The sequence below is a fragment of the Curtobacterium sp. PhB78 genome, from assembly GCF_003751685.1.
In the GTDB taxonomy this organism is placed as follows: domain Bacteria; phylum Actinomycetota; class Actinomycetes; order Actinomycetales; family Microbacteriaceae; genus Curtobacterium.
Map to the genome: position 1 here is coordinate 579237 of NZ_RKIA01000003.1, position 15655 is coordinate 594891.

A 15655-nucleotide genomic window follows, 5' to 3' on the forward strand; every position below is an offset into this window, starting at 1 on the left:
ACCCGGGCGGGACACCCCGTCCCGCACAGCGGCGGGATCCCGGAGGAACCAAGCGATGACGACGATCCCGACCCTGTCCCACGGGCGGGTCACCATCCGGCCCCTCCGGCTCCGTGACACGCGCGACCTCGACCTCGCGCTCGCGTCGAACCGTTCGTGGCTCCGCACCTGGGAGGCCACGAACCCCTCAGGACACGTCTCCACCGACGTCCGCGGCAGCATCCGCGCGCTCCAGGCCAACGCCCGCGCGGGACTCGGACTGCCGTTCGCGATGGAACTCGACGGCCGGTTCGTCGGGCAGCTGAACGTCTCCGGCATCACCTACGGATCCCTGGCCAGCGCCTCGATCGGCTACTGGGTCGTCGAGGACGCCGCCGGACACAACGTGACCCCGATCTCGGTCGCCCTGGCCGTCGACCACTGCTTCCGCGCGGTCGGCGTGCACCGCATCGAGATCTGCATCCGGCCCGAGAACGCCCCGTCGCTGCGCGTCGTCGAGAAGCTGGGCTTCCGGTACGAAGGGCTGCGCCGCCGGTACATCCACATCAACGGAGACTGGCGCGACCACTTCTGCTTCGCGCTCGTCGCCGAAGAGGTCCGCGAGGGCGTCCTCGAGCGCTGGGTCCGCGGGCAGGTGCCACCCGGCCTCGGGGCCGTGCCGCTCGCGGCCCGCGACGAAGCGGCGCTGCCGATCACCACCACGCCGCGTCTCTGACGGGAGGCCCGTGGCACGTCCCACGGATTCCGCCGCGACACGCGCAACACACGTTCCGCAATCACGCGACGGGGATACCCCCGCCCCTACCGTGTCCCCATGGCAGGAATCGGCTCGTGGGGTGGCGGCATCGTCCTGCTCGTCGCGGCCGTCCTCTGGCTCGTCTACCTGATGCCGTCGTGGGCTGCCCGACGCCAGTACCTGGCCACCGAACGCAACGCGATCCGACTGCAGCAGACCCTGCGGATCCTGGCGCAGACCGCTGAACTGCCCGACGAGGTCCGTGTCGAGATGAACGCGAAGTCCCTGGCCGAGGCGCAGCGCGTCGCCCGGTCCGAAGAGGCCAAGCGCACCGCCATCGTCCGCGCCCACGAGGCCGCGCGCCAGCGCGAGATCACTCGTCGGCTCGCCGAGCAGGCCCCCGTCCTCGAGCGTGCGTCGTCGGTGCCCGCACTGACCGCGATGCGCATGCGACGCTCCCGGCTCGGAGCCACCCTGTTCGGCACGCTCGGCGTCATCGTCGCGCTCGTCGTCTTCGTCGCAGCACCCGCCCTGTGGCTCGTCGGTGTCGCGGGGCTCCTCGCCGCGGGTGGGTCCGCAGCGGTCCTCGCCCAGCTGCACCAGGTGGCGACGGCACGGAAGACCCGTGTCGCGGCGGCCGAGGCGGGCGCGACCCGTGCCTCCCGGCCCGCGAGCACGTGGACGGACCCGGCGCCGCCGCTGACGACCGAACAGTCCGCAGAACCCGCGCAGGACCGCAGCTGGACCCCGAACCGGGTGCCGAAGCCGCTGTACGTGGAGCGACCGACAGCGCCCGCTGCGTCGCCGGAGTCGTCCGCCGAGCTCGCCGCGCGACTCAAGGAGCGCGTCGCCGAGGCCAAGGCCGAGGCGGACGCCGAAGCCGCAGCCATCCGTGCGGGCGAGGCCGACCCGTCGCTCGCCCGGGTGTCACGCATGCGGCCCGAGCTCGAGGACGCTGCCGCGTCGCTGTCCGCCCACGATCAGGGGCGTCTCGCCGAGCGGCTGGGGCTGCGTGCTCCCGCAGTACCGGAGCTCGTCGCGGAGACGCCGGACGAGCCGACCACGCCGACGGGTCCGCCGAGCAAGTGGGCCGGCATGGGTGTCCTGGACGACGACGCGTACCAGCAGGCCGACCTCGACGCGATCATGCGTCGGCGCCGCGCGGTCTGAGTCGCGGCTCGCCCGACCGGCTGTCCACGATTTCGGATCGGCCGAACGGTGGTGCTAGTGTGGTCGAGCACTTGGGGCTATGGCGCAGTTGGTAGCGCGTCTCGTTCGCAATGAGAAGGTCAGGGGTTCGAATCCCCTTAGCTCCACCAAGGCAATGCAGAACGGCCCGGAACCGACAGGTTCCGGGCCGTTCTGCGTTCGGTGAGTTCCACAGGGTCGCGTGACTGTGTCGTCGTGCACAGTTCGCGAACAGGGGTGGTGTGTTGCTGAGCGCATCGTTCTAGACTCCCGGTGCGCCAAGGGGGCGCGGGGAACGGGGGAACACGTTGCGCTTCAGGACTGCCATCGCATCGATCGGGACGGTGCTCGCCGTCACTGCCGGGCTGCTCGTGGTCGCCCCGGTGGCACCGGCATCGGCCGCAGCGCCGACCACCGGCCGGTTCACGCCCGTGGCACCCGCGCGAGCCTGGTCCGGCACCGCGACGAGCAAGCTGACGACCGTCACGCTCGGCGGCCGCAACGGCATCCCGTCGAACGCGACTGCGGTCGTGCTGACCGCGACCGTGACCTCCCCGAGCGCGGCGGCGTACGTGAGCGTCGCCCCGTTCGGCAGCACCGCCAGCCCCGCCATCCAGAACTTCGCCAGGGCGCAACCGATCTCCGGCACCACCACGGTCGGACTCACCAGCGGCAAGGCCCAGGTGAAGGTCTCGGCCGGCAAGGCGACCGTCGCCCTCGACGTCGCCGGTTGGTACGGCACCAGCGCCACCGGATCGACGTACACGCCGCTCGCGCCGACGAACGTGCTGAACGGCACCGTCACCACCGGCGCCAAGCGCATCGTCGTCGCGGGCAAGGCGGGCGTGCCGTCGAACGCCACCGCCGTCGTGCTGCAGGCCGACGTGTCCCGTCCCGCGACGAGCGGCCGACTGCGCCTCACCCCGTACGGCAACAACGCGGGCGTCGTCTCGCTCATGTACTCCAAGGGCACCACCGTCGCGAACACGACGACGGTCCGGCTGTCCGGCGGTGCCGTCCAGGCCAAGGTCTCCTCCGGGTCCGCGCGCGTGCTCGCCGACGTCGTCGGGTACTACGCACCGAACGCCGACGGATCCGTGTTCGTGTCGGCGCACCCGGTCCGCGCCGCGACCGTCGCCGCGGGCACCACCGCGACGAAGGTCACCGTCGCCGGCACCGCAGGCGTCCCGCGCAACGCAACCGCGGCCGTCATCAACGCCAAGGTCGGTGGCGGCAGCGTCGGGGGATCGCTCCGCGTCGTCGGCGCCGGGCTCGCCTCGAGCGTGCCGACGCAGATCTACGCCAAGGGGCAGACGATCGGCAACGCGCTCATCGCGCCGCTCGCGTCCGGCGGGCAGGTGCAGGCGAAGGTGTCGGCGGGCAGGGCGACCGTGTACGTCGACGTCGTGGGGTACTTCCTCAACGGCAACAGCGGGTCGGGGACGGGCGTGGACGTCTCGTACCCGCAGTGCGGCAAGAGCGTGCCGACCGACCAGTCCTTCGGCATCGTCGGGGTGAACTCGAGCCTCGGCAACACCACGAACCCGTGCCTGCAGCAGCAGCTGTCCTGGGCGGCGTCGTCAGCCGGCGGCACCGCGCAGCCGAAGACGCAGGTCTACGCGCTGTTCGCCAACCCCGGGGCGGCGGCAGCATCGGTCTGGCCGACGTCCAACGCCGCGCCGAACGGGCAGTCCGTGACGAACCCGTACGGCACGTGCACGGCACAGTCCGGCGCGAAGCCGACCTGGAAGACGACGTCGGCGTGCTCGTACATGTACGGCTACGCCAGGGCCTACGAAGCAGCGAACACCCGGGGCGTCGCCAACCCGGGGCAGTACCGCTGGTGGCTCGACGTCGAGACCGGCCTGTCCCATCTGAGCGACACCGGTCAGAACCGGGTGGCGCTCGAGGGCATGGTCGCGGCGCTGAAGAGCAGCGGTGTCACGCAGATCGGCGTGTACTCGACCTCGTACCAGTTCCGCACGATCATGGGCACCGTCCCGACCGCGAGCCCGCTCCGGCCGCTGCCGAGCTGGATCGCGATCGGCGACGGCCGTCTCGACCAGGCGCAGGCAGCATGCTCCGGTGCGCGGCTGCTCGGTGGCCCGATCGCGATGACGCAGTACAAGACGCCGTTCGGCTCGACGGAGATCGATCGCAACTGGTCCTGCTCCTGACGAGGCCGCACGCGGTTCGCGACGATCCACGAGTCGTTCGTCGGGTGTTCTGTCGGAAAACGCGTGCCAGCGCCCGCGGAGACCGCGCGCCGGCGGCGACCGCGTCAGCTCGCGAAGCTGTCCGTCAGGACGCCCGCCTGCGCGAATGACGTGTGGATCGCGTTCGCGGCCTGCTCGAACGCGCGGTTGCCGCGCGAGATCCCGATCGCCCCGCCCTTGATCGCGGACTTGCCGGAGCCGCGCAGCAGTCGAGCGACGGTGCGGCCGTCCGCGGTGACCATGATCTGCACGTCGAGCCGAGTGTGGAAGGTGCGGTCGTTCGCGAGACCGCCGATGAGCAGCGTCAGGCCCATGCTGCCGCGGGTGGCCCGGAGCGCTCCCTGTTCGGCGTCGTCCACCGTGTAGCCCTCGCGGCTGAGGGCGAGTCGGACCTGACCGCGAGCGGTCTCGGGGTCGGTGGCGACGAAGAAGTCGTGGCTCTCGGGCATGGTCTGCTGATCCTCTCGAACGCGTCCGTGCGGACGCGGAGGACGCTCGCCCCCCGGAGACGATCATGCCGTGTCGGAACGTCAGGTGCGTCGCTTACGCTGGCTGTGTCATGACTGCCTCGATGAACCGCCGCGCACTCCTGTCCCTCGCCGGTGTCGCCGGGATCGGGCTCGCGGTCGCCGCGTGCTCGTCCGGCAGCGACGATGCCGGCAAGAAGAGTGGCAGCAGCGGCAAGGACGACAACGCCGAGGGCGGCACGAGCACGACCACCCCCAAGCCCGCCGCGAAGTCCCTGACCCCGGCGCAGGTCCCGCTCGTCGGCGGCGTCACGGTCACCGTCGCGGGCACCGGTCTCGCCGCGGTCAAGGGCGTCACCGTCGGCGGGGTCGCCGCCCGCGACGTCACGGCGACGGCGTCGAAGGTCACCTTCACGGCTCCACACCAGGCGATGTACACCGCCGGTGACGCCGCCGTCGCGCTCTTCACCGAGTCGATCGAGCCGACCCCGTCCGCCAACCAGTCGTCCGACGGCAACGGCAGCGCCGCGAACGACGGGCAGACCGGCGCGACGCAGGACTCGGCCACTGCGACGCCGACCCCCACGGCAGCGCCGGTGCCCGATGCGTCCACCGCGGTGGCGACGTCGACGGTGGCATACGCAGCGCTGACCGACGTCGACCGGCAGCTCGAGTACGCGATGGCGCACTGGAAGGACTACAACCTGTCCGAGTACGGCACCATGAACCCGATCGGTGGCGACTGCGCGAACTACGTCAGCCAGACGCTCATCGCCCGCGGTTGGGAGCAGCGCTCCGACTGGTACAACCGGGCCGCCGGTGCCGAGCACAGCGCCACGTGGACGTACTGCCCGACGATGGACCCGTGGCTCGAGACGAACGCTGCGGAGTTCGGGCTCACCCGGCGCTCCTCGGACGAGCGTGACAAGGTCAAGGTCGGTGACATCGTGTTCTACGACTGGAACGCGAACGGTTCGCCGGACCACACCACCATCGTGTCCGAGGTCTTCACCGAGTCCGACGGCACCATCCGCATCAAGTCGGCGAGCCACAACCAGGACGGCCCGTACCGCGACCTCGACGAGATGATCACGGTGCAGCACCCGGGCGGAAGCGCCTGGTTCCACACCTTCGACGCGTAGCCCGACGGGCCCGCGCCGCGCTCAGGAGCACCGCGAGCAGCTCAGGAACACCCCGAGCACCTCAGGGGTACCCGAGGAACCAGAGCAGCACGATCGCGACGGGCTGCAGGCACACCCCGACCACGAGCCACGTCACCGCTCGCCGCCGCGTCCGCACGAACACGTCCGACGCGAGCAACGGCGCCATCGGCATGAGCAGCCGCGGCAACGACTGCTGCGGCAGGAAGACCGCGACCAGGTACAGCCCGTACGACGCCGTGAACGCGAGCACGTCCGGTCCGAGGGCCCGGGTGCTCCTGCGAGAGAAGAACCACACCGCGCCGACGAGCACCGCGACGACGAGCACGATGCCGAGCGGTCCGAGCCACGTCGAGGCCATCGTGAACCACGGCGTCAGCGGGGCGAAGTGCTGTCGCCCGACGAACCCCACCCACCACGACAATTCGGTGTCCAGGTAGGCGTTCGGCCGCCCGGTCACCGCCGAGGCGATCACCGGCCAGGCCAGGCCCGCCGCCGCGACGACGAGCCCGGACGCCACGATCGTGATGCGGTCACGCCACGGGAACACCTCGGCAGGTCGAGCAGACCGGCGGGACCCGACCCACCGGACGACCAGGTGCACGGCCAGTGCCACGGCCAACGCGAGGACCCCGGGTTTCGTGAACGCCGCGACCACCCCGAGCGGCGCGATCAGCCAGTACCGCCGTCGGACCAGCGCCAGCAGCGCTCCGAACAGCAGCACGAGCAGCAGGCTCTCGGCGTAGGCGACCTGCAGCAGGAACCCGGTCGGCGCGAACGCGAACAGTGCCGTGGCCCAGCGAGCCCGGTGCGAGCAGCCCACCGCGAGCACGAGCCGGTACAGCAGCACGCAGGCACCGGCACCCGCGATCGTCGCGACGAGCACGCCCGCGACCCAGAACGACGCCCCCGTCAGGGCCATGACGGCGCGCACGATGGCCGGGAACACCGGCAGGAACGCCCAGGCGTTCGGCGCGACGTGACCCGCATCGTCGAGGGGGAGCGTGGCCGGGTACCCGTGCTCCGCGATCGTCCGGTAGAACGAGGCGTCCCACGATCCGGAGAACGTGAAGAACGACGGGTCCTGCCGGTACGACGCGAACGGCCAGTCGTTCGCGGTCGCCAGCACGTACATGGTGGCGAGCAGCAGCGTGCTCACCAGGCGCGAGGCCGCCCAGATGAGCAGGGGCGCGGTCCACGCACTGCGGGCTCCGGTCAGCAGGCTTCGCACCCCCGACCGGGAGGCCCGGCTCGTCTCCGCCACGCTCGTCACCCGCCCGATCCTCGCAGACCAGGGCCCGTGCCCGCGTCAGCGGGCGGCCACGCGTTGGGCTGCGCGCCGACCTGCCCTCATGGTGAGCAGCGGTGGTCGGGTCCGTCTGCCGGACCCGACCATTGCTGCTCACGAAGTGTGGGCCTCCCGGCTAGCGACCGGTGACCGCGCGACGGATCTGCTCGATCGGGACCTTCGGGGAGCGGTCGGCGTTGAGCAGGCCGTTCGTCTCCTGCATGGTGTCGGTCAGCTGCGTGTAGCAGGAGCCGGCCAGGAACGAGCTCGCCCGGATCGCGTCGTACAGTGCCGTGATGCGGGTGACCCAGTCGTCGCCGTCGGTGGCCGAGGTGTAGCCCCAGCCGTCCTCGCGCTGTGCACCCGGCTGGTAGTTCACGCCACCGAACTCGGTGAGCATCACCGGCTGGCCGAGGTCCTGCGCGCCACCCACGAGCACCCAGCGGTCCGACGGGCCGAAGTGGGTGAACAGCGCCGTGCGTGCTGCGTCGTCGGCGTAGGTGCGGGCGAGTGCGTCGCCGGCACCCTCGTAGTCGTGGATCGTGACGATGTCGGAGTTGGTGTGCTCCCACCCGTCGTTCGAGATCACCGGACGCGTCGGGTCGATCGCCCGCGTGACGTCGGCCAGGGACCGGGCGTAGGCCTGCTGCGCCGGGTCGGTGGCGATGTGCTGCACGCCCCAGCTCTCGTTCGCCGGCACCCACGTGACGATCGACGGGTGCGAGGCATCACGCTCGACGGCGTCCATCCACTCGCGCATCAGGCGCTGGACGGCTCGCGGTGAGAAGGCGTAGGCGCCGGGGGCCTCGCCCCAGACCAGGATGCCGAGCCGGTCCGCCCAGTACAGGAACCGGGGGTCCTCGATCTTCTGGTGGTTGCGGGCCGCGTTGAAGCCGAGTTCCTTGATGAGCTCGACCTCGCGGCGCAGTGCTCCGCGCGACGGCGCGGCGATGTGCGAGTCCGGCCAGTAGCCCTGGTTCAGGACACTGCGGACGTCGTAGCTGCGGCCGTTCAGCAGGAAGGTGCCGCCGTCGACGCCGACGGTGCGGAGCCCGAAGTAGGACGCGACGGAGTCGATCGGCGTCGTGCCGGTACGGGGGAGGAGCGAGACCGTGGCGTCGACCAGGCGCGGGGCGTCCGGGGTCCAGTGCAGTTCGTCCTCGGCCTGCCCGTTCGTCTGGCGCGCGATCGGCACGACCACGTCGAACTCGTCCGAGGTGTCGCCGAGCGTGGCCTCGACGGTGGCGAGGTGCTCGTCACGCTCGTCCCACCGGGCGACGACGCGCAGGCGCTCGCCGCCGGTGCGGCCGCCAGCGATCCGGACCGTCAGGCGGACGGTGGCGTGGTCGACGTTCGTCCAGCGCAGGTACCCGATCGAGGCGGTCGGCACGGCCTCGAGCCAGACTGTCTGCCAGATGCCCGTGGTGCGGCGGTACCAGATGGCGTGCGGGTCCTCGTGCCAGTCCTGCTTGCCGCGGGGCTGGGTCAGGTCGTGCGGGTCGTCCTCGGCGCGGACGACCAGGGTGTGGACGGCGTCGGGGTCGGTGGCGAGGGCGTCGGTCACGTCGAAGGAGAACGGCGTGTGGCCGCCCTCGTGCTCGCCGACGAACTGGCCGTCGATCCAGACGCGGGCGCGGTAGTCGACGGCGCCGAAGTGCAGGACGAGTCGGGGTGAGGCGGTGCCGTGACCGGCGGCCTCGAGGTCGGCGCGGGTGATCGCACGGGAGTACCAGACCACCGGGTGGAAGCCGGGCTCGTCGATGCCCGAGGCGACGGACTCGGGCGGGAACGGCACGACGATGTCGCGGGCGTCGGGGAACCCGGTGCGCCAGGCGGTGTCGTCGCCGTCGTTCCGGAAGGACCACCTGCCGTCGAGGTCAGCCCACGCGGTGCGGAGCATCTGCGGCCGGGGGTAGGTGCCGTCCTGCCGCGAGGCGAGGGGGAGTGCGGGAGCGGATGCGGTGTCAGGTGCGGCCACGGTGCCGTCGAGCGTGCTCATGCGTCCATGCTCCCGCGCCGGTACATCGTTGTAAAGAGCGTCGCAACGATTGCCATCCGGAGAACCCGGCGGGTGCTCGGGGCGACGTCAGGCGATCGCGGCGTCGCGCGTCAGGACCATCACGTCCATGCGTCCCTGCTGCACGACGTCGCCGCGCTGGTTCCGCAGTGAGACCGTCCGCTCGACGATGCCGGTCGTGCCGGAGCTCGTCAGGCGCGTCGACAGGATCTCGACCTCGCAGGTCACGGTGTCCCCGATGAACACCGGCGCGGTGAACCGCCACTGGTCGATCCCGAGCAGTGCCACGGCCGACCCCTCGAACACCCCGGTCCGTGCGATCAGCCCCAGGCAGAGCGAGGTGCCGAGCAGCCCGTGCACGACCCGCTGGCCGTACCGGGTCTTGCCGGCGAACTCGACGTCGGTGTGCACCTGGTTGTTGTCGTTCGTCCACGAGGCGAAGGACACGACGTCCGCCTCGGTGATCGTGCGACCCGGGGTCGTGAAGGTCTGTCCGGCGGCGAGGTCCTCGAGGTAGTGGGGCACGTCCGCGATTCTCGCAGAGGAGCGCGACGAGCCTCACGCCCGGCCGCGCTCACAGTCGGGCGAGCACCTTCCGCGAACGTCGCAGCCCCCGCTCGAGCACCGCGTGCTCGGCCGTCGCCAGCGCCCCGTACCCGAAGGTGTCGGCCCCGTCCCGGGCCGCGGACCCGGAGAGCCGCCGGTAGGCATCTGCTGCGTGGGCCGCGTCGAGGGCGTCACCGAGCGTCTCCTGCACCCGCCGCAGCCGACCGAGCCGCCGCTTCCCGAGGTCGGCGACGTCACCGGCTGCCTGCAGTGCGTACCGCAGGCGTCGTGCCGCCTTCCGGATCTCGTGCAGGACGTCGAGACCCGCCGCCCCACCGTCGACCAGTCGTCGGACCCGAGTGCGCTCGCGGTCGATGCGCTGCGCCACGAAGGCAGCGGCGTCGTCGTCGGCGTGCGGTCCGGCGGGCGCGCGGAGCAGCAGCTGGTCGACCGCGTCGAGGGTGCGGAACCAGTCGTCCGAGCGCAGCGCCTGGCGGAGTTCCGCTGCGGCCGCACTGCGGAGTGCCGCCGCCTGCTCGCCGATCCGGTCCAGCGTCGGCGCGTCGACGAAGCCGTCGGGGGCCCGTGCCGCCGACCGGAACAGCCCGCCGTGCAGGACCTCGGCATCGCGGACGACACCGGCGACCCGTCCGGCTTCGGCGAGGGCGGCGCGCAGTGGCTCGGTTGCCTCGCGGTCGAGGGCTCCGCGGTACGCCGCGAGCACGCTCCGCAGCCGACGGACCACCTTCCGGAAGTCGTGCACCGACTCGTGGTCGTCGGCGCGGACTCGGGGGTCGACCGCGACGAGGTCGGCGCGCAGGGACTCGAGGACCCGCAGCACGAACGCCGCAGCGGTGCCCGAACGTGGTCGCTTCGCCCGGTTGCCGCGCCGCTCCGGTGCGAGCACGGGAGCGGGCGCAACCACGACCGCCGAGGTCGACGGCGGCTCGGTGGCCGCGTCGTCCAGTGCTCGCTCCGCGGCCCGTGCAGTGGTGCCGTCCCGCCCGTCGTCCGACAGCGCCCACCACCGTGCGGACCGCAGCACGGAGGTGTCCGGGTCGCCTTCGTCCACCCGGACGTCGGCGATCTCGGCTCGGACCCGACCGTCCTTGCCGCGCAGGGTCACGAGCGTCGTCGTGGTGTCCCGGAGGCGGACCGTCGCCACCGCCCGCCCGCGCAGGAACACCTCGACCCCGTCACGCGGGGGCTGCTCGCCGCCGGGTCGATCGAGGTCCGCACCGACCGGTTCCGGGCCATCGCCGTGGTCGAGGCTCCAGGACCCGTCCTGGGCGCGGGTGAGCGTCACCCCTTCGGCCGCGAGCACGCGCTCGTCGGAGTCCCACACGGTCTCGCGGAGCGACACGGGCTCGTGCCGTTCGACGGCGGATGCGAGAGGCTCGAGTGCCGGCAACCGGCGGTCGTCGGGGATCCGCCAGCTCCGGCGGGGATCGGTGCGGGCGGTGTCGGGGGCGGGGTGCTGGCTCGGCATGTCCGCAAGTGTCGTCCGCCAGCACCCGTGCGGTCCGAGCGCAGGCGCGTTCTGTGGACGGGCGGCCCAGAACCGCGAGCTGTGCAGGGATGAGTGACGGACTCGGCACCTCGCCAGCACTCGGCGCGTACGGTCCGCTGCATGAGCGACGGAGCCCGCCACCCCAGCGACACCGCACCCGACACCCGCGACACCGCACCCACGAGCGCCACCGCACCCCCGAGCAGTACTGCCCCGACCGACACCGCCCCGAGCGACCACGACCTCGAGTCCTGGATCGCCGACCGCCGGTGGTACGCCTCGAAGGGGTCCGTGCCGCGCCTCCGCACCCTCTCCACCGCCGACGGCACCCGGCTCGTCCTCGACGAAGCCCCCGCAGCACCAGCGGCTCCGGTCCTCTACCAGTCACCGGTGACCAGCGGCCCCGACGGCACCATCGCCGACGCCACCGCCGACCACGCGTGGATCACGGCGCTCGCCGCACGCATCGACGCGGACCCGCAGAGCCTCCGCCCCATCGGCACCGTCACGGCCGCCCGCGTCCTGACCGGCGAGCAGTCCAACACCTCGGTCATCTGCGACACCGAGTCCGGTGCCCGCGTCATCATCAAGGTGTTCCGCGTCCTGCACCACGGCGACAACCCCGACGTCACGACGCAGCTCGCGTTGTCCGCAGCTGGCAGCGCACGCGTCCCCCAGGTCTACGGCGCACTGCGGGGCAGCTGGCCCGACGTCGGGCAGGGCAGCGGCACGGCGACCGGTCACCTCGCGTTCGCGCAGGAGTTCCTGCCGGGCCTCGAGGACGCCTGGCGCGTGGCCCTCGAGGAAGCGCACGCCGGCACGCCCTTCGGCGATCGGGCCGAGCAGCTCGGGGCGGCGCTCGCCGAAGTCCACCGCACCCTCGCCGAGGCACTACCGTCCGAGCCCGCCGACGAGGCGCGACGACGGACCGCCGTCGCGACGATGCACGAGCGGCTCGACACCGCCGCGCGCGAGGCCCCGGCGGTCGCCGAGCACGCAGACGCGATCCGAGCGGTGTACGCGGCGGCGACGGCGACGCCCTGGCCGGACCTGCAGCGCATCCACGGCGACCTGCACCTCGGGCAGGTGCTCGCTGCCCCCGAGCCGCGCGGGTGGGTCTTCCTCGACTTCGAGGGGGAGCCGCTCCGTCCCCTGGCCGAACGCTCGTTGCCGGACGTCACGCTCCGTGACGTGGCCGGCATGCTCCGGTCGTTCGACTACGTCGCCGGAGCCCTGGCGCACGACGCGGAACCGGTCGACGCAGCGGGCTGGGCGGACGAGGCACGCGTGCGGTTCCTCGACGGGTACCAGCGGGGGACCGGCACCGACCTCGGCGCACACCGGGAGCTCCTGGATGCGTTCGAGCTCGACAAGGCCGTCTACGAGGTCGTCTACGAGACCCGGAACCGACCCGACTGGGTCGGCATCCCGCTCACGGCCGTCACGCGCCTGGTCGGCCGCAGCGGGTCCTGACCGCGCACCCGGAGGCGGACGGGAGGCCCGTGGCGATCCCGCCACGGGCCTCCCGTCGAACGCCGTGACGGACAGTGCCCGTCGTGCGTCAGCTGCCAGCCGCCAGCCGTCAGTTGACGGGGCCGGTGTACTTCTCGCCCGGTCCGGCGCCCGGTGCGTCCGGGATCGCCGACGCCTCGCGGAACGCGAGCTGCACCGAGCGCAGCCCGTCGCGCAGCGGACGGGCGTGGTGGTCGCCGATCTCGGTCGCCGCAGCGGTGACCAGTCCGGCCAGTGCGGTGATGAGCTTGCGCGCTTCGTCGAGGTCGGTCTGCTCCTGGGGGTCGTCGGCCAGGCCGACCTTCACGGCGGCGGCACTGAGCAGGTGCACGGCCACGGTGTTGATGAGTTCGACGGCCGGCACCTCCGAGATGTCCCTGGCGGCGTCGATGCCGCTGCCGTCGTCGTCGATCGGGGTGTCGGTCACGGTGCTCCTCTGCTAGACTCGCTCGCGGCAGATGCTGTCCGTGTGCCATCAGGTTCTCCTGAAGCGCTCGGACGGTGTCACGAAAGAGGAGTCTCTCCCACCCGCGGCCGCGTTCCACCAGGCTACCGGGTCACCACCGCTCCGCGAGTGCACAGCAACTGGGTGCACGCGTCGGTCGGGTCCACGGATCCGACGCAGGGCGGCTGCCGAACGGATTCCGATCCGTGCGTCAGATCTCCTCTCTCGTGCTGTCGTCCAGGGCAAATGTCCCGGACGACCACCACCTGATTGAAGGAGCTCCGCATCACCGATCCCCGTACCAACGACCGAATCCGCGTTCCCGAAGTCCGACTCGTCGGCCCGCAGGGTGAGCAGGTCGGCGTTGTCCCGATCGCCATGGCACTGCGCCTCGCGCAGGAAGCCGAACTGGATCTGGTCGAGGTCGCGCCGAACTCGAAGCCGCCCGTGGCCAAGATCATGGACTACGGCAAGTTCAAGTACGAAGCCGCTCAGAAGGCCAAGGAAGCCCGTCGCAACCAGGTGAACACGGACCTGAAAGAGGTCCGTTTCCGCCTGAAGATCGACGTGCACGACTACGAGACGAAGCGCAAGCGCGCCGAGGGGTTCCTCCTCGGTGGCGACAAGGTGAAGGCGATGATCCTCTTCCGTGGCCGCGAGCAGTCGCGTCCGGAGCAGGGTGTCCGTCTCCTCCACAAGTTCGCGGAGGAGATCGCCGAGTTCGGCGTCGTCGAGTCCCGTCCCACCCAGGACGGCCGCAACATGACGATGATCATCGCCCCCCTGAAGAACAAGTCCGACGTCAAGGGCGAGCAGAACGCGAAGCGCGCTGCACAGAAGGCCGAGCGTCGTGCCACCGAGCACGCTGCGAAGGACCACTCGGACGCCGAGACGGAGACCGAGGCCCCGGCCGAGGCTCCCGCGCAGGACACGGCACCGGCCAAGAGCGACGCTCCCGCCGAGTAGGTCACCCAGACCGACCCCGCAACGACGCGGCTCCCATCCATCCCACGGAAAGGCACCACCATGCCCAAGCAGAAGACCCACTCCGGGTCGAAGAAGCGCTTCAAGATCACCGGTACCGGCAAGGTCATGAAGCAGCAGGCCGGTATGCGTCACAACCTCGAGGTCAAGAGCTCCAAGCGCAAGGCCCGCCTGAACGAGGACCAGGTCCTCTCCAAGGCAGACGCGAAGAACGTCAAGAAGCTCCTCGGCCACTGAGCCCCCGGATCGTAAAGGAATAGTGCAATGGCACGAGTAAAGAGAGCGGTCAACGCCGCCAAGAAGCGCCGCGTCATCCTCGAGCGCGCCGAGGGTTACCGCGGCCAGCGTTCGCGTCTGTACCGCAAGGCCAAGGAGCAGGTCACCCACTCCCTGGTCTACGCGTACCGCGACCGTCACGCGAAGAAGGGCGAGTTCCGTCGCCTGTGGATCCAGCGCATCAACGCTGCGTCCCGTGCGAACGGCCTGACCTACAACCGTCTGATCCAGGGTCTGGGTCTCGCCGGTGTCGAGGTCGACCGTCGCATCCTCGCCGACCTCGCGGTGAACAACCCCGAGACCTTCACCGCGCTCGTCGAGACCGCGAAGAAGGCCCTCCCGGCCGACACCTCGGCCCCGAAGGCTGCGTAGTCAGTTCTTCTGCTCGCGAAACCCCCGCCGCACGGCGGGGGTTTCGTCGTTCCTAGACTTGGGTCGTGAGCGAACTCCTCGAGAACCCCCGTGCCGGACGCGTGAAGGCCGTCGCGGCCCTGTCGAAGAAGGACGTCCGTGCCGAAACGGGCCTCTTCCTGCTGGAGGGGCCGCAGGCGGTGCGTGAAGCACTCGAGTACGCCCCGGAGCTGCTGCGCGAGCTCTACGTGACGCCGACGGCCGCAGCCCGCTACGGCCTCGACGACGCGCCGGTCGACACCTGGTTCGTGACGGAGCAGGTCCTCGACGCGATGGCCGACACCGTGACGCCGCAGGGCGTCGTCGCCGTCTGCCAGCAGTTCCCGACGTCGGTCAAGGACGTCTTCCCGGACCGTCGCGTCGGTGATGCTGCTGCTGCCGTCGACCTGGAGGCCCGTGGGGACGCCGACGAGCCGGCCGCGTTGCCGGGGCTGGTCGCCATCCTCGAAGAGGTACGGGACCCGGGGAACGCCGGCACGATCATCCGCGCCGCCGACTCCGCCGGCGCCGACGCGGTGGTCCTCACCGGGCGGTCGGTGGACCCGTACAACCCGAAGGTCGTCCGGTCGACCACGGGCTCGCTCTTCCACGTGCCGGTGTCGGTCGGCGTGACCCTGGCCGACACGATCGCGCGGGCGAAGGCACTCGGGTACACCGTGCTCGCGGCCGACGTCTCGGGTGACGACCTGCCGGTGGTCCGGGCCGAGGGCATGCTCGACGGTCCGACCGCGTGGGTGTTCGGCAACGAGGCCCGTGGGCTCACGACCGAGGACCTCGCGCTCGTCGACCGTGCGGTGAAGGTGCCGATCTACGGCCAGGCGGAGTCGATGAACTTGGCGACGGCGGCCTCGGTCTGCCTGTACGAGTCGGCGTTCGCACTCCGGAGCTGACCCCCCTCC

At 71.4% G+C, this 15655-nt stretch carries 15 protein-coding genes and 1 tRNA gene; 10 read left to right on the forward strand and 6 right to left on the reverse strand.

The features are described from left to right. Positions 1 to 55: 55 nt before the first annotated feature. From EDF53_RS09705 to EDF53_RS09720, 4 genes are all read left to right on the forward strand, one after another. On the forward strand, positions 56 to 715 hold the full coding sequence (locus EDF53_RS09705) for a GNAT family N-acetyltransferase (RefSeq protein WP_111086296.1): 660 nt from the start codon (positions 56 to 58) through the stop codon (positions 713 to 715). A gap of 99 nt (positions 716 to 814) precedes the next feature. Next, positions 815 to 1906, forward strand: a complete 1092-nt coding sequence (locus tag EDF53_RS09710) for a hypothetical protein (RefSeq protein WP_123293364.1) — start codon at positions 815 to 817, stop codon at positions 1904 to 1906. A 73-nt stretch (positions 1907 to 1979) separates the two neighbouring features. Then, positions 1980 to 2055, forward strand: a tRNA-Ala gene (locus EDF53_RS09715). Between the two features lie 213 nt (positions 2056 to 2268). Beyond that, positions 2269 to 4101: a hypothetical protein gene (locus EDF53_RS09720; protein ID WP_123293365.1), complete on the forward strand. Its 1833-nt coding sequence runs from the start codon at positions 2269 to 2271 to the stop codon at positions 4099 to 4101. A gap of 104 nt (positions 4102 to 4205) precedes the next feature. Here the strand turns inward: EDF53_RS09720 and EDF53_RS09725 are convergent, their stop codons facing one another. Further along, positions 4206 to 4589, reverse strand: coding sequence for a hypothetical protein (locus tag EDF53_RS09725; protein ID WP_123293366.1), 384 nt, complete (start codon positions 4587 to 4589; stop codon positions 4206 to 4208). A gap of 110 nt (positions 4590 to 4699) precedes the next feature. Here EDF53_RS09725 and EDF53_RS19325 point away from each other — a divergent pair, with 110 nt between their 5' ends. Then, entirely contained in the window at positions 4700 to 5749 is a 1050-nt protein-coding gene (locus EDF53_RS19325; RefSeq protein ID WP_260215325.1) for an amidase domain-containing protein, read from the forward strand. A 61-nt stretch (positions 5750 to 5810) separates the two neighbouring features. On the opposite strand, the gene EDF53_RS09735 is transcribed toward EDF53_RS19325, so the two are convergent. The 4 genes from EDF53_RS09735 to EDF53_RS09750 form a co-directional block, all read right to left on the reverse strand. Continuing rightward, positions 5811 to 7040 (reverse strand): hypothetical protein, encoded by a 1230-nt coding sequence (locus EDF53_RS09735; RefSeq protein WP_185020995.1) that lies wholly within the window; start codon positions 7038 to 7040, stop codon positions 5811 to 5813. 151 nt (positions 7041 to 7191) lie between these two features. Further along, positions 7192 to 9054 carry a glycoside hydrolase family 2 protein gene (locus EDF53_RS09740; RefSeq protein WP_123293368.1) on the reverse strand — a complete coding sequence of 621 codons (1863 nt, stop codon included), beginning with the start codon at positions 9052 to 9054 and terminating at the stop codon, positions 7192 to 7194. A gap of 87 nt (positions 9055 to 9141) precedes the next feature. Further along, positions 9142 to 9597 (reverse strand): MaoC/PaaZ C-terminal domain-containing protein, encoded by a 456-nt coding sequence (locus tag EDF53_RS09745; RefSeq protein WP_123293369.1) that lies wholly within the window; start codon positions 9595 to 9597, stop codon positions 9142 to 9144. Positions 9598 to 9646: 49 nt separating this feature from the next. Continuing rightward, the gene (locus EDF53_RS09750; protein ID WP_123293370.1) at positions 9647 to 11107 is read right to left on the reverse strand and encodes a CHAD domain-containing protein; all 1461 of its coding nucleotides are present in this window, start codon (positions 11105 to 11107) and stop codon (positions 9647 to 9649) included. Positions 11108 to 11248: 141 nt separating this feature from the next. On the opposite strand from EDF53_RS09750, the gene EDF53_RS09755 reads away from it, so the two are divergent. Beyond that, positions 11249 to 12601 carry a phosphotransferase gene (locus EDF53_RS09755; RefSeq protein WP_123293371.1) on the forward strand — a complete coding sequence of 451 codons (1353 nt, stop codon included), beginning with the start codon at positions 11249 to 11251 and terminating at the stop codon, positions 12599 to 12601. Positions 12602 to 12710: 109 nt separating this feature from the next. Here EDF53_RS09755 and EDF53_RS09760 read toward each other — a convergent pair whose 3' ends face one another. Further along, positions 12711 to 13067, reverse strand: a complete 357-nt coding sequence (locus EDF53_RS09760) for a DUF1844 domain-containing protein (protein WP_173170823.1) — start codon at positions 13065 to 13067, stop codon at positions 12711 to 12713. Positions 13068 to 13355: 288 nt separating this feature from the next. Here EDF53_RS09760 and infC point away from each other — a divergent pair, with 288 nt between their 5' ends. The 4 genes from infC to EDF53_RS09780 all read left to right on the forward strand — a co-directional run bounded on the left by infC (position 13356) and on the right by EDF53_RS09780 (position 15646). After that, a complete protein-coding gene (gene infC / locus EDF53_RS09765; RefSeq protein WP_123293372.1) occupies positions 13356 to 14051 on the forward strand; it encodes a translation initiation factor IF-3 in 696 nt (231 codons plus the stop codon). A 60-nt stretch (positions 14052 to 14111) separates the two neighbouring features. After that, complete coding sequence (rpmI, locus tag EDF53_RS09770) at positions 14112 to 14306, forward strand: 50S ribosomal protein L35 (protein ID WP_111086286.1); 195 nt, start codon at positions 14112 to 14114, stop codon at positions 14304 to 14306. A 27-nt stretch (positions 14307 to 14333) separates the two neighbouring features. Further along, entirely contained in the window at positions 14334 to 14717 is a 384-nt protein-coding gene (rplT, locus tag EDF53_RS09775; RefSeq protein ID WP_111086285.1) for a 50S ribosomal protein L20, read from the forward strand. Between the two features lie 65 nt (positions 14718 to 14782). After that, positions 14783 to 15646 (forward strand): RNA methyltransferase, encoded by an 864-nt coding sequence (locus EDF53_RS09780; RefSeq protein WP_123293373.1) that lies wholly within the window; start codon positions 14783 to 14785, stop codon positions 15644 to 15646. Positions 15647 to 15655: the final 9 nt, after the last annotated feature.

Coding starts and splice junctions, on each gene's coding strand:
- EDF53_RS09725 (WP_123293366.1), bottom strand. CDS start 4,589: ATGCCCGAGAGCCACGACTTCTTCGTCGCCACCGACCCCGAGACCGCT.
- EDF53_RS19325 (WP_260215325.1), top strand. CDS start 4,700: ATGACTGCCTCGATGAACCGCCGCGCACTCCTGTCCCTCGCCGGTGTC.
- EDF53_RS09705 (WP_111086296.1), top strand. CDS start 56: ATGACGACGATCCCGACCCTGTCCCACGGGCGGGTCACCATCCGGCCC.
- EDF53_RS09750 (WP_123293370.1), bottom strand. CDS start 11,107: ATGCCGAGCCAGCACCCCGCCCCCGACACCGCCCGCACCGATCCCCGC.
- EDF53_RS09755 (WP_123293371.1), top strand. CDS start 11,249: ATGAGCGACGGAGCCCGCCACCCCAGCGACACCGCACCCGACACCCGC.
- EDF53_RS09740 (WP_123293368.1), bottom strand. CDS start 9,054: ATGAGCACGCTCGACGGCACCGTGGCCGCACCTGACACCGCATCCGCT.
- rpmI (WP_111086286.1), top strand. CDS start 14,112: ATGCCCAAGCAGAAGACCCACTCCGGGTCGAAGAAGCGCTTCAAGATC.
- rplT (WP_111086285.1), top strand. CDS start 14,334: ATGGCACGAGTAAAGAGAGCGGTCAACGCCGCCAAGAAGCGCCGCGTC.
- EDF53_RS09710 (WP_123293364.1), top strand. CDS start 815: ATGGCAGGAATCGGCTCGTGGGGTGGCGGCATCGTCCTGCTCGTCGCG.